Source organism: Xanthomonas sp. NCPPB 2250 (genome assembly GCF_056725265.1).
Genome location: NZ_CM161520.1, coordinates 4,035,613 through 4,056,962, shown reverse-complemented (window position 1 = coordinate 4,056,962; position 21,350 = coordinate 4,035,613). Strand labels below are relative to the sequence as shown.

14 protein-coding genes are annotated in these 21,350 nt (G+C 69.6%); 11 read left to right on the top strand and 3 right to left on the bottom strand.

Going from position 1 to position 21,350, the window contains the following annotated elements; all coding sequences use genetic code 11:
* Window positions 1–122 precede the first annotated feature (122 nt).
* Window positions 123–1,175: a DUF6624 domain-containing protein gene (locus AC1PMG_RS16255; RefSeq protein ID WP_481109571.1), complete on the top strand. Its 1,053-nt coding sequence runs from the start codon at window positions 123–125 to the stop codon at window positions 1,173–1,175.
* Between the two features lie 68 nt (window positions 1,176–1,243).
* On the opposite strand, the gene AC1PMG_RS16250 is transcribed toward AC1PMG_RS16255, so the two are convergent.
* From AC1PMG_RS16250 to AC1PMG_RS16240, 3 genes are read right to left on the bottom strand one after another with little or no spacing between them, the layout of a single operon-like run.
* Complete coding sequence (locus tag AC1PMG_RS16250) at window positions 1,244–1,600, bottom strand: XRE family transcriptional regulator (RefSeq protein WP_481109570.1); 357 nt, start codon at window positions 1,598–1,600, stop codon at window positions 1,244–1,246.
* Window positions 1,597–1,938: a type II toxin-antitoxin system RelE/ParE family toxin gene (locus AC1PMG_RS16245; protein WP_481109569.1), complete on the bottom strand. Its 342-nt coding sequence runs from the start codon at window positions 1,936–1,938 to the stop codon at window positions 1,597–1,599. The genes AC1PMG_RS16250 and AC1PMG_RS16245 overlap by 4 nt, the downstream gene beginning before the upstream one ends.
* A gap of 53 nt (window positions 1,939–1,991) precedes the next feature.
* Entirely contained in the window at window positions 1,992–3,233 is a 1,242-nt protein-coding gene (locus AC1PMG_RS16240; protein WP_481109568.1) for a citrate/2-methylcitrate synthase, read from the bottom strand.
* A 119-nt stretch (window positions 3,234–3,352) separates the two neighbouring features.
* Between AC1PMG_RS16240 and prpB the strand changes: the two genes are divergently transcribed.
* The 10 genes from prpB to AC1PMG_RS16190 all read left to right on the top strand — a co-directional run bounded on the left by prpB (window position 3,353) and on the right by AC1PMG_RS16190 (window position 21,347).
* Window positions 3,353–4,240 (top strand): methylisocitrate lyase, encoded by an 888-nt coding sequence (prpB, locus tag AC1PMG_RS16235; protein WP_017910833.1) that lies wholly within the window; start codon window positions 3,353–3,355, stop codon window positions 4,238–4,240.
* A 31-nt stretch (window positions 4,241–4,271) separates the two neighbouring features.
* A complete protein-coding gene (locus tag AC1PMG_RS16230) occupies window positions 4,272–4,877 on the top strand; it encodes a DUF1003 domain-containing protein (RefSeq protein ID WP_481109567.1) in 606 nt (201 codons plus the stop codon).
* Between the two features lie 40 nt (window positions 4,878–4,917).
* On the top strand, window positions 4,918–6,081 hold the full coding sequence (gene prpC / locus AC1PMG_RS16225) for a bifunctional 2-methylcitrate synthase/citrate synthase (RefSeq protein WP_153751164.1): 1,164 nt from the start codon (window positions 4,918–4,920) through the stop codon (window positions 6,079–6,081).
* A 214-nt stretch (window positions 6,082–6,295) separates the two neighbouring features.
* Window positions 6,296–8,911: a Fe/S-dependent 2-methylisocitrate dehydratase AcnD gene (gene acnD, locus AC1PMG_RS16220; protein ID WP_481109566.1), complete on the top strand. Its 2,616-nt coding sequence runs from the start codon at window positions 6,296–6,298 to the stop codon at window positions 8,909–8,911.
* Between the two features lie 30 nt (window positions 8,912–8,941).
* The gene (locus AC1PMG_RS16215) at window positions 8,942–9,445 is read left to right on the top strand and encodes an SRPBCC family protein (protein ID WP_481109565.1); all 504 of its coding nucleotides are present in this window, start codon (window positions 8,942–8,944) and stop codon (window positions 9,443–9,445) included.
* Window positions 9,446–9,483: 38 nt separating this feature from the next.
* The gene (gene prpF, locus AC1PMG_RS16210) at window positions 9,484–10,677 is read left to right on the top strand and encodes a 2-methylaconitate cis-trans isomerase PrpF (RefSeq protein WP_481109564.1); all 1,194 of its coding nucleotides are present in this window, start codon (window positions 9,484–9,486) and stop codon (window positions 10,675–10,677) included.
* 426 nt (window positions 10,678–11,103) lie between these two features.
* Window positions 11,104–13,323 carry a TonB-dependent receptor gene (locus AC1PMG_RS16205; RefSeq protein WP_481109563.1) on the top strand — a complete coding sequence of 740 codons (2,220 nt, stop codon included), beginning with the start codon at window positions 11,104–11,106 and terminating at the stop codon, window positions 13,321–13,323.
* Window positions 13,324–13,392: 69 nt separating this feature from the next.
* Window positions 13,393–14,394 carry a nucleoside hydrolase gene (locus AC1PMG_RS16200; protein WP_481109562.1) on the top strand — a complete coding sequence of 334 codons (1,002 nt, stop codon included), beginning with the start codon at window positions 13,393–13,395 and terminating at the stop codon, window positions 14,392–14,394.
* Between the two features lie 500 nt (window positions 14,395–14,894).
* Window positions 14,895–19,784: an alpha-2-macroglobulin family protein gene (locus AC1PMG_RS16195; RefSeq protein WP_481111693.1), complete on the top strand. Its 4,890-nt coding sequence runs from the start codon at window positions 14,895–14,897 to the stop codon at window positions 19,782–19,784.
* A 474-nt stretch (window positions 19,785–20,258) separates the two neighbouring features.
* Complete coding sequence (locus AC1PMG_RS16190) at window positions 20,259–21,347, top strand: MFS transporter (protein WP_481109561.1); 1,089 nt, start codon at window positions 20,259–20,261, stop codon at window positions 21,345–21,347.
* The last annotated feature ends 3 nt before the right edge of the window (window positions 21,348–21,350 follow it).

Sequence of the window (21,350 nt, the reverse complement as noted above, 5' to 3'; positions counted from 1 at the left end):
TTCCGCTAGCGCTGCAGCTTGCCCGGCGGCGTGTCGCGTCCGAAGCTGTCGATACGAGCGTCTTGACAAGCACACTGGGTGACGTCGCGATGGGCAGATTGGTCAGGGGTTGGAGTTGTGTGTTGCTCGGCGCCTTGGCGGTGTCCGGGCACGCTGCAGGGATCGCTCGGCAGGATCTGCGGGACACACTCCTGGCCTTTCGCGCCAAGGCGAGCGTCGGGCCTTTCGGGCCAGAAGAATTGCGCGAAGTGGCGAAGGTGCTGGATGGCGGTATTCCGTCCGAAGGCCAGGTCGGCTGCGAAGGGGTCAATGCCTTGGGGGCGATCGTGCTCGCGTCGCGCGGTGATGGGAAGCTCCAGAGTAGGCTCATGGACGCGCTCTACGAGCGTGTGGGGGATGATGTCGACGCCCAGGGCTATGCCGAACTGGCTGACCGCGTGGCGCTCTCCAGCGGAAAGAAGCCGTCCTACGGTACAGCCTCCGAATTGAAGAACGGAGTGCTCCGGCTGCAAGAGGGCTTGAGCGAGATGGCGGTGAATCAGGAGCGTGATGACCTGGGGCTTGCGCCGATCGCTGTGGATCTTCGGGCTGCGAGTGACCTGATCTCCGTCGGCGTGCCCTATGACCAAGTGATCGGTGGGGCCGCGTTGTGCCAGCGGCCGCCACCCATCACGCATCCCGATCTGAGGCGCTCTCTGGATGAGCGATACGCGCGGGACCAGAAGCTGAGGGACGCGTGGGACGAGGCAGGGACGGGGGCGGATTCCGCCGAAGCGAAGGCGGCAGACGCCGACGATGCCAAGAACGCGGTGTTCGTTGCGGATGTGCTCAAGAAGTACGGCTTTCCCGATGCGCAAATGGTGGGGCGCAAGGGCGTCATGGCGTTCTACATCCTGGTGCAGCACTCCCACAATCCTGAACTGATACGGGAGGCGCTCGGAATGGCGCGGCCACTGATGCTACGGGGCGAGATGGCTCGCCATGATTACGCGCTCATGATCGATCGACTGCGCATGTACCAAGGGAAAGACCAGATCTACGGCTCTCAGGTCAGCGAGGACGGCGGAAAGGTCGAGCCGTATCCGATCCAGGACAGGGCCTCGCTGGATCGCCGGCGGGAGATCATGGCGATGGAGCCGTTCGATGCATACCTGAGCTCGATGCAAAGTAATTGATCAAGGGCATGTCATTGGCGGGTGCCAATGTCCGAGGCCATGCGTTGAGTCGCAGGGTGGGGATTGCGTCAGCGACGGATGCCGGCCGAAGTCTTGGCCTTCGCCGTTGGCGGTTTGCCGACTGACCTGCCCGATTGCGCGGCGACCAGGTCGATCTGGATCCGGTAGCCCAGCGCCGTGGCGGCACGGCTCAACGTGTCCAGGGTGAGGCTGGTGTCGGTGGCGTCCAGCACGCGGTCCAGTTGCGAGCGGCTGGTGTTCATGCGCCGGGCCAGCGCGCTCTTGGTGAGCTTGGCCGACTTCATCGCTTCGGCGACCTGCCAGGCGATCACGCGCTTGGCGGCGAGTGCGGCGGTGTCTTCGAGGATGCCTTCCTCGGCCAGGAAGCTGTCGAAGCTGGATCCGATATGGGGATTGCGGCTCATCGCATCACCTTGTCTCTGCGGCGTTTGGCGGTGGCGAGATCGGCGCTCGGGGTCTTGCCCGATTTCTTGACGATGCCGTGCAGCAGCACCATGTCCGATCCAACGGTGGTGAAAAAGATCCGCTCAATGCCTTCGGGAATCGCACTGCGCACTTCCCAAAGGCGCTGGTCCAGCTTGCGCACCAAGGGCATGCCGAGCGGCCATCCCAACTGCACTGTCTTGATGTCGCCGCCGATCGCTTTCCTGGCATCGGCCGACACCGCTTCCCTGAGCCAGACCCGCAACGGCTCGACGCCCGATGCGGCACGGTAGAAGCGCACGTCCAGTGTGGTCTCCATGACGGCATGGTGTACCAATATTGGTGCATTCGCAAGGTGCGCCCGCTGTCCCCTCAGCCGCGCCCAGCGCCATCCTCGGGCATCGCCCCGGTGTAGCGCGCCCGTGGCCGGATCAGCTTGCCCAGGGCCTGCTGCTCCAGGGCGTGGGCCAGCCAGCCGGCCTGGCGGGCGGCGGCGAACAGCACCAGGGCGTGCGCCGCGGGCAGGTCGTGGACGAAGCAGAGCGCGGCCAGCAGGCAGTCGATGTTCGGGCGCTGGCCACTGCAGTCCTGGGCGGCGGCGATCACCGCGTCCACGTGCTGCATCCGCGCGCTGTCGCCGCTGCGTTCGCGCAGCAGGCGCAGCACTTCGGCCGCGCGCGGATCGCCGTCCGGGTACAGGGCGTGGTGGAAGCCGGGCAGGTCGTCGCCGCGCTGCCAGCGTTCGGCGATCAGGGCAGCGGCGCTGGGCGCGTCCTGGGCGTCGCGCAGCAGGGCGTGGGCACGGGCGGTGGCACCGCCGTGGCGCGGGCCGGACAGGGCGGCCAGGCCGGCGCTGACGGTGGCGTGCAGCGGTGCGCCGGTGGAGGCGACCACGCGGGCGGCGAAGGCGGAGACGTTGAGTTCGTGGTCGGCGCACAGCAGCAGCGCGGCGCGCACCAGTTCGGCGAAGTCGGCGTCGCCGGGACGCCAGTGGTCGGCGATCAGGCGATGCAGCGGGCGCGCATCCGGCGCGGTGCCGACCAGCAGCGCGGCGTTCTGCCGCAGCAGGGTGGCGGCGATTTCGCGGCGCACGCCGGGGGCGGCGTTGAGCGACTGGCGCAGGTCCAGGGCCAGCAGCGGGATACAGGCCATGGCGCGTTCCAGCGGCGGCAACGCGGCATGTCCGGCCAGCGGCGCCACTACCTCTGGCCAGGGCGCGACCGGGGCGCTGGCGAACGGGTCTTCGCCGTCGGGGCAATCCCACAGTAGTCGCGCGACGTCCTCCAGGCTGGCGCAGGCACGCACCATGGCCACCGCCGAACGTCCGCGGTAGTAGGGGCCGTCGGGGCGGATCAGCGAGATCCGCGTCTCCAGCACCGGCAGGCCGCGGTCCAGGCTCTGCGCGGCACCACGCGCGGCACCGCGGCCGGCGCGTTTGCGCTGTGCCAGCCGCTCCACTTCGGCGCGCAGGTAGGCCCGGCTGCGGTGGTCGGGACCGGCGCGCGAGCTGAGCAGGCCGCGGCTGACATAGGCGTACAGGGTGGCGCTGCTGATGCCGAGCAGGGCGCAGGCCTGCGCGGCGGAGATCAGGTTGCGGTCGGCGCTGTCGGACATGAAGGGACGATAGGTTGATTCATTGAATCAAGATTGATCCGTGCCTGCGAGAGTGCCAGATTGACGCCCATCGCGGAACGCCCGGCAGGGCGCCGCCGCCTCTTCGTCAGGAGCCGTCCATGTCCCTCGTTTCCCCCGGCGCCGGTTTCCGCGCCGCCCTGGCCGCCGAAGCGCCGTTGCAGGTGATCGGTGCGATCAACGCCAACCATGCGCTGCTGGCGCAGCGCGCCGGCTACAAGGCCATCTACCTGTCCGGCGGCGGCGTCGCGGCTGGTTCGTTGGGCCTGCCGGACCTGGGCATCAACACCCTGGACGATGTGTTGATCGACGTGCGCCGCATCACCGACGTGTGCCCGCTGCCGCTGCTGGTGGACATCGACACCGGCTTCGGGCCGAGCGCGTTCAACATCGAGCGCACCATCAAGGCGCTGATCAAGGCCGGTGCGGCCGCCTGCCACATCGAGGACCAGGTCGGCGCCAAGCGCTGCGGCCACCGTCCGGGCAAGGAGATCGTCAGCCAGGGCGAGATGGTGGACCGGGTCAAGGCCGCGGCCGATGCCAAGACCGATCCGGACTTCTTCCTGATCGCGCGCACCGACGCGATCCAGGCCGAGGGCGTGGACGCGGCGATCGAACGCGCCATCGCCTGCGTGGAGGCCGGCGCCGACGGCATCTTCGCCGAGGCCGCCTACGACCTGGACACCTACCGCCGGTTCGTCGACGCGGTGAAGGTGCCGGTGCTGGCCAACATCACCGAGTTCGGCAAGACCCCGCTGTTCACCCGCGACGAACTGGCGTCGGCCGGCGTGGCGATCCAGTTGTTCCCGCTGTCGGCGTTCCGCGCCGCCAACAAGGCCGCCGAGGACGTGTACACCGCGATCCGCCGCGACGGCCATCAGCAGGGAGTGCTGGAGCGCATGCAGACCCGCGAGGAGCTGTACGAGCGCATCGGCTACCACGCCTTCGAGCAGCGCCTGGATGCGCTGTTCGCCGGCAAGGGCGCATGATCGGCGGCGATTTTCCCGCCCGAGTCCGTCCATGAATCCCAATGCCGGTCCCTCTTCGTCGCTGCGCAGCCGCATCGATCGCCGCCAGACCGCGCGGCAGCTGCTGCAGACCGAACTGGAGAAGCTGCCCAACGCCGAGCGCGAGGTGGTGGAGCGCTTCATCGCCAAGCGCCACGTGGCCCGCGACATCGTCACGCAGGCCGACCGCGACCGTACGCTCGGCGAACGCATCGCCGACCGCGTCGCCGAGATCGGCGGCAGCTGGAGCTTCATCATCGGCTTCGGCCTGGTGCTGCTGGGCTGGATCGTGCTCAACAGCCTGGTGCTGGCGCGCGCCTTCGATCCGTATCCCTACATCCTGCTCAACCTGTGCCTGTCGTGCCTGGCCGCGATCCAGGCGCCGGTGATCATGATGAGCCAGAACCGCCAGGCGGCGGTGGACCGCCTGCGCGCGCAGAACGACTACGAAGTGAACATCAAATCCGAACTGGAAATCCTGCAGGTGCACGAGAAGCTCAACCAGCTGCGCGAGCAGGACTGGGCGACGCTGGTGGACCAGCAGAACCGCCAGATCGCCATGCTGCAGCAACTGCTCGAGCGCGCCGGGGCCTGGCCACCGGCGCCGCACGCCCCCTGATCCACTGCGTCCATCCGACCGCACCACCGGGAGATTCGCCATGAACGACACCGCTCCGCAGACCGCCCCCGCCTTCAAGCCGAAGAAATCGGTGGCCCTGTCCGGCACCGCCGCCGGCAACACCGCGCTGTGCACGGTGGGCCGCAGCGGCAACGACCTGCACTACCGCGGCTACGACATCCTGGACCTGGCGCGCACCAGCCAGTTCGAGGAGATCGCCTACCTGCTGGTGCACGGCAAGCTGCCCAGCAACAGCGAGCTGCGCGGCTACAAGGCCAAGCTGCGCTCGCTGCGCGGCATTCCGGCCGCGGTCAAGGCCGCGCTGGAGCAGTTGCCGCCGTCGGCGCATCCGATGGACGTGATGCGCACCGGCGTGTCGGTGCTGGGCTGCGTGCAGCCGGAGAAGGACGATCACAACCACCCGGGCGCGCGCGACATCGCCGACAAGCTGATGGCCAGCCTCGGCTCGATGCTGCTGTACTGGTACCACTACAGCCACAACGGCCGGCGCATCGAGGTGGAGACCGACGACGATTCGATCGGTGGGCACTTCCTGCGCCTGCTGCACGGGTTCAAGCCGCACGAGGAATGGGTGCAGGCGATGCACACCAGCCTGATCCTCTACGCCGAGCACGAGTTCAACGCGTCCACCTTCGCCTGCCGGGTCATCGCCGGCACCGGCAGCGACATGTACAGCGCCATCGCCGGGGGTATCGGCGCGCTGCGCGGGCCCAAGCACGGCGGCGCCAACGAGGTCGCCTTCGAGGTGCAGAAGCGCTACGACACCCCGGACGAGGCCGAGGCCGACATCCGCGCGCGGGTCGAGCGCAAGGAAGTCATCATCGGCTTCGGCCACCCGGTGTACACGGTGTCCGATCCGCGCAACCAGGTCATCAAGGACGTGGCGCGCGAACTGTCCGAGGCGCAGGGCAGCCGCAAGATGTACGACATCGCCGAGCGCCTGGAGACGGTGATGTGGGACATCAAGAAGATGTTCCCCAACCTGGACTGGTTCAGCGCGGTCAGCTACCACATGATGGGCGTGCCGACGGCGATGTTCACCCCGCTGTTCGTCATCGCCCGCACCGCCGGCTGGAGCGCGCACATCATCGAGCAGCGCATCGACGGCAAGATCATCCGCCCCAGCGCGAACTACGTGGGGCCGGAGGATCAGGCGTTCGTGCCGATCGATCAGCGCAAGTGATGCAACTACGCACCCTCTACCCCGAGTGACACTCCCCTCTCCCGTCGGGAGAGGGGTCGGGGGTGAGGGTACGGGCGCAGCCTCGTGGTGTTGGGTTGCACGAGCTTTGCCCGTACCCTCATCCGCCCCTTCGGGGCACCTTCCCCCAAAAAGGGGGCCAAGGTCCCGAAGGGAGAAGGAGTCCTGTCTTCGCTTTTTTCTACTGTAGCCAGCCATGAACAGCCACTACCGTAAATCCCTTCCCGGCACCGCGCTGGACTACTTCGACGCGCAGGCCGCAGTCGATGCGATCAGCCCGGGCGCCTACGCCGGCCTGCCCTATGTCTCGCGGGTGTTCGCCGAGAACCTTGTGCGTCGTTGCGATCCTGGCCTGCTGCAGGATGCCTTGCTGCAATTGATCGAGCGCCGCCGCGACCTGGATTTCCCGTGGTTTCCGGCGCGGGTGGTGTGCCACGACATCCTCGGCCAGACCGCGCTGGTCGACCTGGCCGGACTGCGCGACGCCATCGCCGAGCAGGGCGGCGACCCGGCCAAGGTCAATCCGGTGGTGCCGGTGCAGTTGATCGTCGACCACTCGCTGGCGGTGGAGTGCGGCGGCGACGATCCGCAGGCCTTCGCCAAGAACCGCGCGATCGAGGATCGCCGCAACGAGGATCGCTTCCACTTCATCGACTGGAGCAAGCGCGCGTTCCGCAACGTGGACGTGATCCCGCCGGGCAACGGCATCATGCACCAGATCAATCTGGAGAAGATGTCGCCGGTGATCTACGTGCACGACGGCGTCGCCTTCCCCGATACCTGTGTGGGCACCGACAGCCACACGCCGCACGTGGATGCGCTGGGGGTGATCGCGATCGGCGTCGGCGGGCTGGAAGCGGAAAGCGTGATGCTCGGCCGCGCCTCGTGGATGCGCCTGCCGGACATCGTCGGCGTGGAGCTGAGCGGCCGGCCGCAGCCCGGCATCACCGCCACCGACGTGGTGCTGGCGCTGACCGAGTTCCTGCGCCAGGAGCGCGTGGTCGGCGCGTACCTGGAATTCTTCGGCGAAGGCGCCGCCGCGCTGACCATCGGCGACCGCGCCACCATCTCCAACATGTGCCCGGAATACGGCGCCACCGCGGCGATGTTCTACATCGACCAGCAGACCCTGGACTACCTGCGCCTGACCGGGCGCGAGGAAACGCAGGTGGCGCTGGTGGAGCAGTACGCGCGCACCACCGGGCTGTGGGCCGACGCGCTGGCCACCGCGCAGTACGAGCGCGTGCTGCGCTTCGACCTGTCGCAGGTGGTGCGCAACATGGCCGGCCCCAGCAATCCGCACAAGCGCGTGGCGACCACCGAGCTGGCCGCGCGCGGCATCGCCGACGCCACCAAGCTCGCCGCCGGCCAGGCCGAGCAGGCGCAGGGGCGCATGCCCGACGGTGCGGTGATCATCGCCGCCATCACCAGTTGCACCAACACCTCCAACCCGCGCAACGTCATCGCCGCCGGCCTGCTGGCGCGCAATGCGCGCGCGCGCGGCCTGGCCCGCAAGCCGTGGGTGAAAACCTCGCTGGCGCCCGGATCCAAGGCGGTGCAGCTGTACCTGGAAGAGGCCGGCCTGCTGCCGGACCTGGAGGCGCTGGGCTTCGGCATCGTCGCCTTCGCCTGCACCACCTGCAACGGCATGAGCGGCGCGCTGGATCCACGCATCCAGCAGGAGATCGTGGCGCGCGACCTGTACGCCACCGCGGTGCTGTCGGGCAACCGCAACTTCGACGGGCGCATCCATCCTTATGCCAAGCAGGCGTTCCTGGCCTCGCCGCCGCTGGTGATCGCCTACGCCATCGCCGGCACGGTGCGCTTCGACATCGAGAAGGACGTGCTGGGCACCGATGCCGACGGGCGCGAGGTGCGGCTGAAGGACATCTGGCCCAGCGATGCCGAGATCGATGCGGCGGTGCGGGCCGCGGTGAAGCCGGAGCAGTTCCGCCGCGTCTATGCGCCGATGTTCAACGTGCGCGTGGAGCAGGGCGCGCCGGTGGCGCCGCTGTACGCCTGGCGCCCGCGCAGCACCTACATCCGCCGCCCGCCGTACTGGGAAGGCGCGCTGGCCGGCGAGCGTACGCTGCGCGGCATGCGCGCGCTGGCGGTACTCGGCGACAACATCACCACCGACCACCTGTCGCCATCCAACGCGATCCTGGCCGACAGCGCCGCCGGCGAATACCTGGCGCACATGGGCGTGCCGGAGGAGGACTTCAATTCCTACGCCACCCATCGCGGCGACCACCTCACCGCGCAGCGCGCCACTTTCGCCAATCCCAAGCTCATCAACGAAATGGCGGTGGTCGATGGCAAGGTGCAGCAGGGCTCGCTGACCCGGCTGGAGCCGGACGGGCAGGTGCTGCGCATGTGGGAAGCGATCGAGACCTACATGGCGCGCAAGCAGCCGCTGATCGTGATCGCCGGCGCCGACTACGGCCAGGGCTCCTCGCGCGACTGGGCGGCCAAGGGCGTGCGCCTGGCCGGGGTCGAGGCCATCGTCGCCGAAGGCTTCGAGCGCATCCACCGCACCAACCTGATCGGCATGGGCGTGCTGCCGCTGCAGTTCCTGCCGGGCACCACGCGCACGACCCTGGGCATCGACGGCAGCGAGACCTTCGACGTGGTCGGCGCGCGCACCCCGGGCGCCACGCTGACCCTGCGCATCGTGCGCAAGGACGGCGACGTGGTGGAGGTGCCGGTGCTGTGCCGCCTGGACAGCAACGAGGAGGTGTCCATCTACGAGGCCGGCGGCGTGCTGCAGCGCTTCGCCCAGGACTTCCTCGAGGACGCCCGCAGCGCCTGAGCCGGCTGCCGCTGTCATCGGGCGCGTGCCATGCTGGCCGCGCCCGCCACCGCCGAGGAAAACGCCATGACCACGTCCGCCGCCACCACCGGGACCGTCCACTTGCATCGCGTGCTGCGCGCGCCGGCCGAGCGCGTCTACCGCGCCTTCCTGGAGCCGGCGGCGCTGGTCAAATGGCTGCCGCCGCACGGCTTCGTCGCCACCGTGCATGCGCTGGACGCGCGGGTGGGCGGCAGCTACCGGATGAGCTTCACCAACCTCGGCACCGGCACCAGCAGCGCCTTCGGCGGCACCTACCTGGAGCTGGTGCCCGGCCAGCTGATCCGCCACACCGATCGCTTCGACAACCCGGACCTGCCCGGCGAGATGATCGTGACCGTGCGGCTGCGGCCGGTGGCCTGCGGCACGGCGCTGGAGATCGTGCAGGAGGGCATCCCGCCGCAGATCCCGGTGGAGTTCTGCCATCTCGGCTGGCAGGAGTCGCTGACCCTGCTGACGCAGCTGGTCGAGCCCGAGATTCCCGATTCGCCCTGATCCGCCGTCTCTTCTTTTCGCACGCAACCGGAACCGCCATGGCCCACGCTCCGCAACTCCGCATCCCCGCCACCTACATGCGCGGCGGCACCTCCAAGGGCGTGTTCTTCCGCCTGCAGGACCTGCCCGCGGCGGCGCAGACGCCGGGCCCGGCGCGCGATGCGCTGCTGCAGCGGGTGATCGGCAGTCCCGATCCGTACGCCAAGCAGATCGACGGCATGGGCGGGGCCACCTCCAGCACCAGCAAGACCGTGATCGTGGCGCCGAGCACGCGCCCGGACCACGACGTGGACTATCTGTTCGGCCAGGTGGCGATCGAGCGCGCGTTCGTGGACTGGAGCGGCAACTGCGGCAACCTGTCCGCCGCGGTGGGGCCGTTCGCGATCGCCGCCGGGCTGGTGGATCCGGCGCGGATTCCGCGCGATGGCGTGGCCACGGTGCGGATCTGGCAGGCCAACATCGGCAAGACCATCGTCGCGCAGGTGCCGATGACCGATGGCGCGGTGCAGGAGACCGGCGATTTCGAGCTGGACGGGGTGACCTTCCCGGCGGCGGAGATCGCGCTGGAATTCCTCGACCCGGCCGCCGACGAGGACGGCGCCGGCGGTGCCATGTTCCCCACCGGCAACCTGGTCGACACGCTGGAGGTGCCCGGCGTCGGCAGCTTCCAGGCGACCCTGATCAATGCGGGTATCCCCACGATCTTTCTCGAGGCGCAGGCGCTGGGCTACCGCGGCACCGAACTGCAGGACGCGATCAACGGCGATGCGCAGGCGCTGCAGCGCTTCGAAACCATCCGCGCGTACGGCGCGCTGCGCATGGGCCTGATCGCCACGCTGGAAGACGCGGCGACGCGCCAGCACACGCCCAAGGTCGCCTTCGTCGCGCCGCCGGCCGACTACACCGCCTCCAGCGGCAAGCCGGTGGCGGCCGCCGACATCGACCTGCTGGTGCGGGCGATGTCGATGGGCAAGCTGCACCACGCGATGATGGGCACCGCAGCGGTGGCGATCGGCACCGCCGCGGCGATTCCCGGCACCCTGGTCAACCGCGCCGCCGGCGGCGGCGAACGCACCGCGGTGCGCTTCGGCCATCCCTCCGGCACCTTGCGGGTCGGCGCCGAGGCGCGCCAGGTCGACGGCCAGTGGACCGTCACCAAGGCCTTGATGAGCCGCAGCGCGCGGGTGCTGATGGAAGGCTGGGTGCGCGTGCCGGAGACGCCGGCGGGTTGAGGGCGCTGGCCGGCTGAGCCGGTGGCAGCGAGTGCGGCCCCGGCAGCGAGTGCGGCCCCGAGTGTTTCAGAGGCGGGAGGCGCTGCCGCTTCGCTTATCGCGGCTGAAGCCGCTCCTACAGGTGGGTACAGGTGGGGGCACTGCCAGCCTGATGCGTTCCACAGGGGAGGGAAGCCCTGTGGGAGGGACTTCAGTCCCGACGCGACGAAAGACGGCTGCCGCAATCCGAGGTGGGAAGCCCCGCCCGGGCCGTCAGGCGCAGCTCCGGCGCCAGGCCCGCTTTTGCCAATCCCGACTCCCCAATCCCAAATCCCCGCCCCCCAGGTGACGCCGGCCGCCGCAGGTTGTATATTTTGTGTTAATTATGCTGCGGCGCGGCAAGGACTCGGCGCGCTCCCGATTACGCCCACCCATCCCGGAGTTCCCATGTCTGCCAGTTGGTCGCTGCGCGCCAGTGCGCTTGCCGTTGCCGTCGTTTCCGCGCTTTCGTTCCCCGCCGCCGCCCAGCAGGCGGACAGCACCGACGGGGTCGCCCGTCTGGACACGATCAAGGTCACCGCCGAGCGCCGTGCCGAGGACTCCAAGGACGTGCCGGTGTCGGCCAGCGTGCTGCGCCCGGAATACCTGGACGCCATCGCCACCAGCGGCTCGGACGTGCGCGTGCTGGCCGGTAAGGCGCCCAGCCTCAACGTCGAGTCATCCAACGGCCGCGTGTTCCCGCGCTTCTACATCCGCGGCTACGGCAACACCGACTTCAACACCTACGCCTCGCAGCCGGTGTCGCTGATCTATGACGACGTGGTCGCCGAGAACGCGTTCCTGAAGGGCTTCCCGATCTTCGATCTGCAGAGCCTGGAAGTGCTGCGCGGTCCGCAGGGCACGCTGTTCGGCCGCAACACCCCCGCCGGCGTGGTCAAGTTCAACTCGGTCAAGCCGACCATCGGCGCCAACGACGGCTACGCCAGCCTGTCCTACGGCACCTACGGCACCATGACCATGGAAACCGGCCTGAGCGTGGCGATGGGCGACAAGTGGGCCGCGCGCCTGTCGGCGCTGGGCCAGCGCCGCGGCGACTGGGTCGACAACACCATCGACAACCGCTCCTTCGAAGGCTACATGGACTCGGCGGTGCGCCTGCAGGTGCTGTTCCAGCCGGGCGAGGACTTCAGCGCGCTGTTCAACGCGCACGCGCGCCACCTCGACGGCACCGCGCGGCTGTTCCGCGCCAACATCTTCCAGCCGGGCACCAACCAGCTGGTCGCCGGCTTCGATCCGGACAAGGTGTCCATCGACGGCAAGAACACCCAGGAACTGCAGACCTACGGTGGCAGCGCCAACCTGACCTGGGACCTGGGCGACATCGTGCTGCACTCGATCACCGGCTACGAGGGCATCGGCAAGTACTACAGCCGCGGCGACATCGACGGCGGCTACGGCGCGGTGTTCGCGCCGCCGTCCGGCCCCGGGGTGATCGCGTTCCCGGTGGAGACCGCCGGCGGCATCAAGAACCTGGACCAGTATTCGCAGGAGCTGCGCGCCGAGTCGCAGTACACCGGACCGCTGAACTGGCAGGCCGGCCTGTACTACTTCCACGATTCGGTGGAAGGCGAGAACTACACCTACAACACCCTGGCCGGCGGCACCCTGTCCAGCTACCAGCTGACCCGCCAGCGCAACACCTCGTGGGCGGCGTTCGGCTCGCTGAACTACGCGGCCACCGAGCGCCTGAACCTGCGCGCCGGCATCCGCTACACCTACGATAAGAAGACCTTCGACGTGCTCGCGCTGGACCGCGTGACCCTGCAGCAGCCCTCCAGCGGCAGCACCGACAACTCCAAGGTCACCGGCGACCTCAGCGCCACCTACACGATCAACGACAACGTCAACGTCTACGGGCGCGCCGCCCGCGGTTTCCGCGGCGCCAGCTTCGGCGTGCCGTCGGCCACCGCGCCGCTGACCGTGGCCGCGCCGGAAACCGTGGACTCCTACGAGATCGGCATCAAGTCCGACCTGTTCGACAAGCGTGCGCGCCTGAGCTTCGACGTCTACGACTTCAAGGTGAAGAACCAGCAGCTGACCGCCGTCGGTGGCGCCTCCAACGACGTGCGCCTGCTCAACGCCAAGGCCTCCAAGGCGCGCGGCGCCGAGTTCGACTTCGAAGCGCTGCTGACCCAGAACCTGCGCATGACCCTGGGCGGCGCCTACAACTGGACCCGCATCGAGGACCCGACCCTGTCGGTGGGCGTGTGCCGCACCTGCACCGTGACCGATCCGGTCAACGCCTCCGGCCGCGCGCTGATCGACGGCAATGTGTTGCCGCAGGCGGCCAAGTGGATGGGCAACGCGACCCTGCGCTACGGCATCCCGGTCGGCGACGACGCCGAGTTCTTCTTCTTCACCGACTGGTCCTACCGCAGCGAGATCAACTTCTTCCTGTACGACTCGCGCGAGTTCGTCGGCCAGCCGCTGCTCGAGGGTGGTGCCAAGATCGGCTACAACTGGGGCGCCGGCGCGTACGAGGTCTCGGTGTTCTGCCGCAACTGCACCAACCAGATCCGCGCCACCGGTGCGATCGACTTCAACAACCTCACCGGCTTCATCAACGATCCGCGCATCGTCGGCGCGCAGTTCCGCGCCAACTTCTGATCCGCGGCCCCGCCGTTGCACCACCGACCGCCGGCTATCATGCCGGCGGTTCTTTTTTGGGAGACGCGCATGCGCGTGCTGAAGCAATGGGCGGCGTCGGCGCTGCTGATCGCGGCCGTGTGGGTGAACGATGCGACGGCGGCCACGGCCACGGCGCCAGCAACGACCGCGCCGGTGCAGAAGGTGGTGGTGTCCACCGACGTCGGCGACGACATCGATGATGCGTTCGCGCTGGCGCTGCTGTTGCGCAGCCCGGAGCTGCAGGTGCTGGGCATCGCCTCGGCCTGGGGCGACACCGGCCTGCGCGCGCAACTGCTGCAGCGGCTGCTGCAGCAGGCCGGCCGCAGCGACATTCCGCTGGCGATCGGCCAGCGCACTACCAGCACCATCCCCTTCAGTCAGGCGCGCTGGGCGGCGAAGGGTACGCTGCCGCGCAAGGCGCCGGATGCGGCCGACTTCATCGTGGCGCAGGCGCGGCGTCATCCCGGCCAGGTCACCCTGCTGGTGCTCGGCCCGCTGACCGACGCGGCGCGCGCGCTGCAGCGCGATCCGGCTGGCTTCGCCCAGCTCAAGCAGGTGGTGCTGATGGGCGGCTCGGTGCGCGCGGGGTACGGCAAGTCGCGCTACCGCCCGCCGAATCCGCCGGCGGCCGAGTACAACATCGCCGCCGACATCCCCGCTGCGCAGCGCGTGTTCGCCGCCGGCGTGCCGATCGTGATGCTGCCGCTGGACGCCACCCAGGTGACCCTGGAGGAGCCGGAGCGGGTGGCGCTGTTCGCCCATGGCGAGCCGCTGACCGACGCGCTGGCGCAGCTCTACTACCAGTGGCGCGACACCGACCAGCCCTGGGCCAGCGCCACCCCGACGCTGTTCGACGTGGTGCCGGTGGCGCAGTTGCTGGATCCCGGCCTGTGCCCCACCGTGCCGCTGCGCATCGTGGTCGACGACAAGGGCTACACCCGCGAGACGTCGACGGCGGACGCGTCGGGGGCTGCGGCCAACGCGCAGGTGTGCCTGACACTGGACCGGCCGCGGCTGATTGCGCTGTACATGCAGCGGCTGCTGCGCTGACGTGTGGTCGCGACAAGCGGGGCAGTTGGCTGATTCGTTGCGCTGCAGTCGGGACTGAAGTCCCTCCCACATAGGACGCTTGCCGTGGATGCTGTCGGCATGGGCGATCGGATTGGCTCCCTGTGGGAGGGACTTCAGTCCCGACCAGTGGAGCCATCGGCGCACCCCGTGCCGTCGCGGTGGGACCGAAGCCCTCCAACCTGGCCTCAAGGTGAGGGCCCACGGCGACTCAGGGGTAGGAGCGGCTTCAGCCGCGACCGGCGTTCCCGAGAAAGCCCGTCGCGGCTGAAGCCGCTCCTACAGGGGCTCCACGGCGATCGGTGGCATGGTTGCGGGAGGTGCTTCCGCACCGATGGCGGCCTGCCGCGCACACGCCGACGGATGGCGCACGTTCGCCCCTCCAGCCGTCGCGCCGGCGCTTTATACTCGCGCCACATTCACGGAGCGAACGCATGCACACGGATTCGAAGCGGCGCTGGGCGGGCCTGCGCGCGGGGTTGATGGGGACGTGCTTGCTGCTGGGCCTGGCGCTGGCGCTGGGCGGCTGCAAGCGCAACGAATCCGGGCAGTTGCCCGAGGCCAGCGGCGAGCCGGTGAAGGGGCAGAAGGAAGCGATGAAGGGCTTCGGCCTGGTCCGCGCCTATCCCGACCAGAAAAGCGACGGGCTGTCGCTGGCGCTGGAGTTCTCGCGGCCGCTGGTCGGCACCCAGGATTTCGACAAGCTGCTGCGCTTCGAGGAGAAGGTCGGCACCGACGAGAGCGCCTGGTCGCTGTCCGACGACGGCAAGACCCTGCGCTATCCCTACGTGGAGGCGGCCAAGGACTACACCGTGGTGATCTCGGCCGACCTGCTGGCCGCCGACGGCAGCCGCCTGGGCAAGCCGCTCAAGCAGAAGGTCTACACCGGCGAACTGACCCCGGCGGTCGGCTTCGCCTCGCAGGGCAGCGTGCTGCCGGCGCGCGAGAGCCGCGGCCTGCCGGTGGTCTCGCTCAACGTGCCGGAAGTGGACGTGGAGTTCATGCGGGTCAAGGAGGGCGCGCTGCCGACGTTCTTCGCCCAGTACCAGCGCGGCGGCCGCCGCGGCACCTGGGAACTGGATAGCGAGTACGGCGAGCACACCCCGATCTCGCAGATGGCCGACTCGGTCTACGTCAACCGCTTCGTGCTCGGCGGCGACAAGAACGAGCGCGCGCTGACCTACCTGCCGATCCAGGAAATCAAGGAACTGCAGGCGCCGGGCCTGTACTTCGCGGTGCTGCGCCGCCCCGGCAAGTTCGACAACGAATACGACACCGCCTTCTTCACCGTCAGCGACATCGGCCTGCACGCGCGCGCCTACAAGGACAAGCTGTTCGTGCACACTGCCTCGCTGCAGAGTGGCGAGCCGCTGAAGAAGGTGGAGCTGCGCGTGCTCGGCGCCGACGGCGAGCTGTTCCTGAAGGGCCAGACCGACGACAACGGCAACGCGCTGCTGAACTACACGCTCGACGCCGGCCAGGTGCTGGTGGCGCGCAGCGGCACCGACCTGTCGATGCTGCCGTTCAACCAGCCGGCGCTGGACCTGAGCGAGTTCGCGGTGGCCGGGCGCGAGAACGCCTGGTTCGACGTGTTCGCCTGGTCCGGCCGCGACCTGTACCGCCCCGGCGAGACCGTGCGGGTGTCGGCGCTGCTGCGCGACAACGACGGCAAGCCGGTGCCGACCACCGGCAAGGGCGCGCAGCCGGTGTTCCTGCGGCTCAAGCAGCCCGACGGCAAGATCTTCCGCGAGACCCGGCTGCAGCCGGGCGAGCAGGGCTATTTCAGCTTCGAGCAGCTGATCCCCGCCGATGCGCCGACCGGACGCTGGCAGGTGGAGTTCCGCACCGACCCGACCAGCAAGGAAGCGGTGCAGGGCATGACCCTGCGCATCGAGGAGTTCCTGCCCGAGCGCATGAAGCTGGACCTGGACAGCGCGCAGAAGACGCTCAAGCCGGGCGAGCCGTTCAAGCTGCAGGCCACCGCCGCCTATCTGTACGGCGCGCCGGCCGCGGGCAACCGCTTCACCGCCAAGCTGGCGGTGGCGGTCGAGCAGCACCCGGTGGAGGCGTTGCCGGGCTACTTCTTCGGCGACCCGACCCTGCAGTTGCCGCGCGAGGCCAAGGACGTGGTCGACACCGAGTTCGGCGCCGACGGCAAGCTCAGCGAGGACCTGGCGCTGCCCGACGAGGCCAAGCCGACCAGCACCATCGCCGCGCTGGTCTCGGCCAGCGTGTACGAGACCGGCGGCCGCACCGTCACCCGCACCCTCAAGCGCGTGCTGTGGCCGGCGCCGGCGCTGGTCGGCGTGCGCCCGCTGTTCGACGACAAGGACGGCGCCGACGCCAACGCCAACGCGCGCTTCGAGCTGATGCGCGTGGATGCGCAGGGCAAGCCGCAGCCGGCCAAGGGCCTGAAGGTGACCCTGGTACGCGAGCTGCGCGACTACCACTGGGCGTTCACCGACAACCGCTGGGACTACGACTTCACCCGCCGCTTCGAGAACAAGCAGACGCTCACCATCGATGCCGGCGCCAGCGCCGCCAAGGTCGACTTCCCGGTGGAGTGGGGCGAGTACCGGGTGGACGTGTTCGACCCGGCCACCGGCCTGACCACGCGTTATCCGTTCCATGCCGGCTGGAGCTGGAACGACGAGAACCGCGGCCTCGATGCGCGTCCGGACAAGGTCAAGCTGGCGCTGGACAAGACCGGCTACAAGGCCGGCGACACGCTCAAGGTCACCCTGACCCCGCCGCATGCCGGCCCCGGCCTGCTGATGGTCGAGAGCGACCGCATGCTGTACGTGCAGGACATCGACGTGAAGCCGGGCAGCCGCTTCGAGATCCCGGTGACCAAGGACTGGGAGCGCCACGACGTCTACGTCACCGCGCTGGTGTTCCGCGGCGGCTCGGCGCCGAGCAAGATCACTCCGGCGCGCGCGGTCGGCGTGGCCTACGTGCCGATGGACCGCAAGGCCCGGCGCGTGGCGGTGGGCCTGGTCGCGCCCAAGCAGATGCGCCCGGAACAGCCGCTGCCGGTGACGGTGAGCGTGCCGGAACTGGCCGGCAAGCAGGCGCACGTGACCATCTCCGCGGTGGACGTGGGCATCCTCAACATCACCCGCTTCCCGGTGCCCAACGCCAACGCGCAGTTCTTCGCGCAGCGGCGCCTGGGCGTGGATGCCTACGACATCTACGGCCGGGTGATCGAGAGCTTCGAGGGCGGCACCGGCAAGCTGCGCTTCGGCGGCGACATGGCGCTGGCGGCGTTGCCGCAGGCCAAGCGGCCGACCGCGCGGGTGCAGACCGTGGACCTGTTCTCCGGCCCGGTGCAACTGGACGCCAAGGGCAACGCCCGCGTGCAGCTGCCGGTGCCGGACTTCAACGGCACCCTGCGCGTGTCGGCGCTGGTCTATTCGGACGAGCGCTACGGCAACCGCGACGTGGAGACCCTGGTGCGCGCGCCGATCGTGGCCGAGGCCAGCATGCCGCGGGTGATGGCGCCGGGCGACCGCAGCACCGTGACCCTGGACGTGCAGAATTTCACCGGCCAGCCGGGCGAGTTCAAGGTGCGGGTGGACGGCGAAGGCCCGCTGGCGATCGCCGACAACGCGCGCAGCGCCAAGCTGGGCAAGGACGGCAAGGCCACCCTGAGCTTCCCGCTGGTGGCGCAGGAAGGCTATACGGTGGCCAAGGTGCGGGTGCGCGTGGAGGGTAATGGCTATGCCGCCGACCGCCGCTACGACCTGCCGGTGCGCGCGGCGTGGCCGTCGGTGCTGCGCGCGCAGACCCGCGTGCTCGACCCGTTGGCGCCGGTGACCCTGGGTGCCAGCGATGCCGAGGGTCTGATGGCTGGCTCGGTCAACGCGCGCATGCTGGTCAGCGCCTTGCCGCCGATCCCGTTCGCCAGCGCCCTGCAGGGCGCGCTGCAGTACCCCTACGGCTGCGCCGAGCAGACCACCAGCAAGGGCTACGCCGCGCTGCTGCTCGACGACGCCACCGCGCGCCTGCTCGGGGTCAAGGGCCTGGATGCGGCCACGCGTCGCGCGCGCATGGAAGGCGCGTTTGGGCGGCTGGCCTCGATGCAGGTCTCCAGCGGCCACTTCTCGATGTGGGGCGACGAGGGCTACGTAAATCCGGGGCTGACCCCGTACATCGCCGAGTTTCTGCTCGACGCCAAGGACGCCGGTTTCGCGGTGCCCGACAACGTGCTGCAGAAGGCGCTGAACCGGCTCAGCGAGGACCTGCTGTCCGGCGGCAACAACTTCTACGGCCAGGACCGCCGCGAGAACCTGAAGTTCGCCAACCAGGCCTGGTCCGGCTACGTGCTGGCGCGGGTCAACCGTGCGCCGCTGGGCACGCTGCGCGCGCTGTACGACAACGACCGCAACAAGGCGCTGACCGGCCTGTCGCTGGTGCACCTGGGCGTGGCGCTGTCGCTGCAGGGCGACAAGAAGCGTGGCGAAGCGGCGATCGCCGCCGGTTTCGCCAAGGACAGCGCCGACCGGCCGCGCTACTTCGGCGACTACGGCAGCGTGGTCCGCGACGATGCGCTGATGGTCGCGCTGCTGCACGAGCGCGGCCTGGCCAAGCCCGAGTACGACGCGCGGGTGATGGCGCTGGGCCGCGAACTGGACGCGCGCCGCCGCGGTGGCTGGCTGTGGCTGAGCACGCAGGAGCAGGTGGCGCTGGCGCGCATGGGCAAGGCCCTGCTCAACAGCCAGACCGCGCAGGTGTCCGGACAGTTGAGCATCGGCGACAGCAGCGAAGCGATCGCCCCGGCCAAGGCCTTCGGCCGCCAGTTCGACGAGGCCGAGCTGGCGCGCGGCGTGCACTTCGTGCCGCAGGGCCAGCCGCCGCTGTACGCCAGCCTGGAAATCGCTGGTGTGCCGCGCACCCCACCGACGGCCGACGACAGCACGCTGAAGGTGGAGCGCAGCTTCTACGGCACCGACGGCAAGCCGTGGACGCCGCAGCCGCTGAAGGAGGGCGAGGCGCTGATCGTGCGGGTCACCATCACCTCCGACACCAGCATGCCCGACGCGCTGCTGACCGACCTGCTGCCGGCCGGCCTGGAGATCGAGAACTTCAACCTGGGCGACGCCAAGCAGTGGGCCGACGTGGTGGTGGACGGCATCGAGATCAGCGACCGCTCCAACGCCGCCGACGTCAAGCACGAGGAGTTCCGCGACGACCGCTACGTGGCCGCGCTGAGCCTGTCGGCGGGCAGCAAGGCGCAAGTGTTCTACCTGGTGCGCGCGGTGACCCCGGGCACCTACACGGTGCCGCCGTCGCTGGTCGAGGACATGTACCGTCGCGACCTGCGCGGGGTGGGGCGCAGCAACCCCGGCACGATCAATGTCGTGCAGCCCTGATAGACCTCCCCTCTCCCTCCGGGAGAGGGGCAGGGGGTGAGGGTACGGCGGCCAGAAATGCACCAGAAACCGCCGCGCTCAACCCCGCTCTCCCTGCGGGAGAGGGGCCGGGGGTGAGGGTACGGCGGCCAGAAATGCACCAAAGACCGCCGCGCCCAACCGCGCTGCAGACGCCCCCACACTTCGCAGCACCCAAGGACAGGACCCAGCAGGGTCCTGTCGTCGTTTGCGGCCAGCGCCTGCGTCGCCGCAGCGCAACTCCCAGGCGGAATCGAGCCGCCCGGTGCTCAGAGACCGAATGACCGCCGCAATACCCCGACGCCGATGAATGCACGTTTCTGCACGATTATGCACGTTCGTCTAAGCTGGGCTCGCATCCGATCGCAGGTCCCCCGCATGCCGTCCGCCTCGCCTCCAGCTTCCGCGCCAACCTCTGCGCCCACCGTCTCCCGCGCCGTCGCCGCCACCCGCGGCATGTTCCTGCTCTCAGGCATGGCCATGGCCGCCTGGGCGCCGATGGTCCCTTACGTCAAGGCGCGCTTCGCGCTGGACGACGCGCGGCTGGGCATGGTGCTGCTGGCCTTCGGCGCCGGCTCGGTGCTGGCGATGCCGTTGGGCGGGCTGCTCAGCCACCGCCTGGGCGCGCGCACGGTCATCGTCGCCAGCGCGCTGGCGCTGTGTCTGGCATTGCCGGCGTTGGCGCTGGCGCCCAGCGTGCCGCTGCTGGTGGCGGCGCTGCTGTACTTCAGCGCGGCGCTGGGCGCGCTCGACGTGTCGATGAACGCGCATGCGGTGGAGGTGGAGCGGCGCCTGCAGAAGGCGGCGATGTCCGGCTTCCATGGCCTGTTCAGCGTCGGCGGGCTGATCGGCGCGGCCGGCATGAGCGCCTTGCTCGGCGCCGGCCTGCCGCTGTTGGCCGGCGCCGTGCTGGTCGCCGTGCTCCTGCTGGGCGTGCTGCTGTGGCAGCGCGGCGGCTTGCTGCGGCACACGGCGTCCACCAGCGAAGCGGTGCCGCTGCGACTGCCGCAGGGGCCGGTGCTGCTGCTGGGCGCGCTGTGCTTCGTCTGCCTGCTGGCCGAGGGCGCGATGCTGGACTGGAGCGCGGTGCTGCTGCGCGAGCATCACGGCCTGGCACCCAGCGCGGCGGGCATGGGCTATGCCGCGTTCTCGGTGGCGATGGCGCTGGGCCGGCTCGGCGGCGACCGCCTGGTGGCCTGGCTGGGGCCGGTGCGCACCGTCGCCCTTGGCGCGGTGCTGGCGGCGGCCGGGTTGGCGCTTGCCAGCCTCGGGACCTTGCCGGGCAGCGGCCTGCTCGGCTGCGTGCTGGTCGGCCTGGGCGCGTCCAACCTGGTGCCGGTGATGTTCGGCGCCGCCGGGCGCATGCCCGGTACTTCGCCCGCGCTGGCGCTGGCGACCTTGACCACGCTCGGGTATACCGGCCTGCTCGCCGGACCGGCGCTGATCGGCTTCCTGGCTCACGCCATCGGCCTGCCGCTGGCGCTGGCCGCGGTGGCGGCGCTGTTGCTGCTGGTCGCCGCCGGCGCGCGCCTGGTCCGTCGCTGATCC

Coding starts and splice junctions, on each gene's coding strand:
- AC1PMG_RS16250 (WP_481109570.1), bottom strand. CDS start 1,600: ATGAGCCGCAATCCCCATATCGGATCCAGCTTCGACAGCTTCCTGGCC.
- AC1PMG_RS16245 (WP_481109569.1), bottom strand. CDS start 1,938: ATGGAGACCACACTGGACGTGCGCTTCTACCGTGCCGCATCGGGCGTC.
- AC1PMG_RS16240 (WP_481109568.1), bottom strand. CDS start 3,233: ATGTCCGACAGCGCCGACCGCAACCTGATCTCCGCCGCGCAGGCCTGC.
- prpB (WP_017910833.1), top strand. CDS start 3,353: ATGTCCCTCGTTTCCCCCGGCGCCGGTTTCCGCGCCGCCCTGGCCGCC.
- AC1PMG_RS16230 (WP_481109567.1), top strand. CDS start 4,272: ATGAATCCCAATGCCGGTCCCTCTTCGTCGCTGCGCAGCCGCATCGAT.
- prpC (WP_153751164.1), top strand. CDS start 4,918: ATGAACGACACCGCTCCGCAGACCGCCCCCGCCTTCAAGCCGAAGAAA.
- acnD (WP_481109566.1), top strand. CDS start 6,296: ATGAACAGCCACTACCGTAAATCCCTTCCCGGCACCGCGCTGGACTAC.
- AC1PMG_RS16215 (WP_481109565.1), top strand. CDS start 8,942: ATGCTGGCCGCGCCCGCCACCGCCGAGGAAAACGCCATGACCACGTCC.
- prpF (WP_481109564.1), top strand. CDS start 9,484: ATGGCCCACGCTCCGCAACTCCGCATCCCCGCCACCTACATGCGCGGC.
- AC1PMG_RS16205 (WP_481109563.1), top strand. CDS start 11,104: ATGTCTGCCAGTTGGTCGCTGCGCGCCAGTGCGCTTGCCGTTGCCGTC.
- AC1PMG_RS16200 (WP_481109562.1), top strand. CDS start 13,393: ATGCGCGTGCTGAAGCAATGGGCGGCGTCGGCGCTGCTGATCGCGGCC.
- AC1PMG_RS16195 (WP_481111693.1), top strand. CDS start 14,895: ATGGGGACGTGCTTGCTGCTGGGCCTGGCGCTGGCGCTGGGCGGCTGC.
- AC1PMG_RS16190 (WP_481109561.1), top strand. CDS start 20,259: ATGTTCCTGCTCTCAGGCATGGCCATGGCCGCCTGGGCGCCGATGGTC.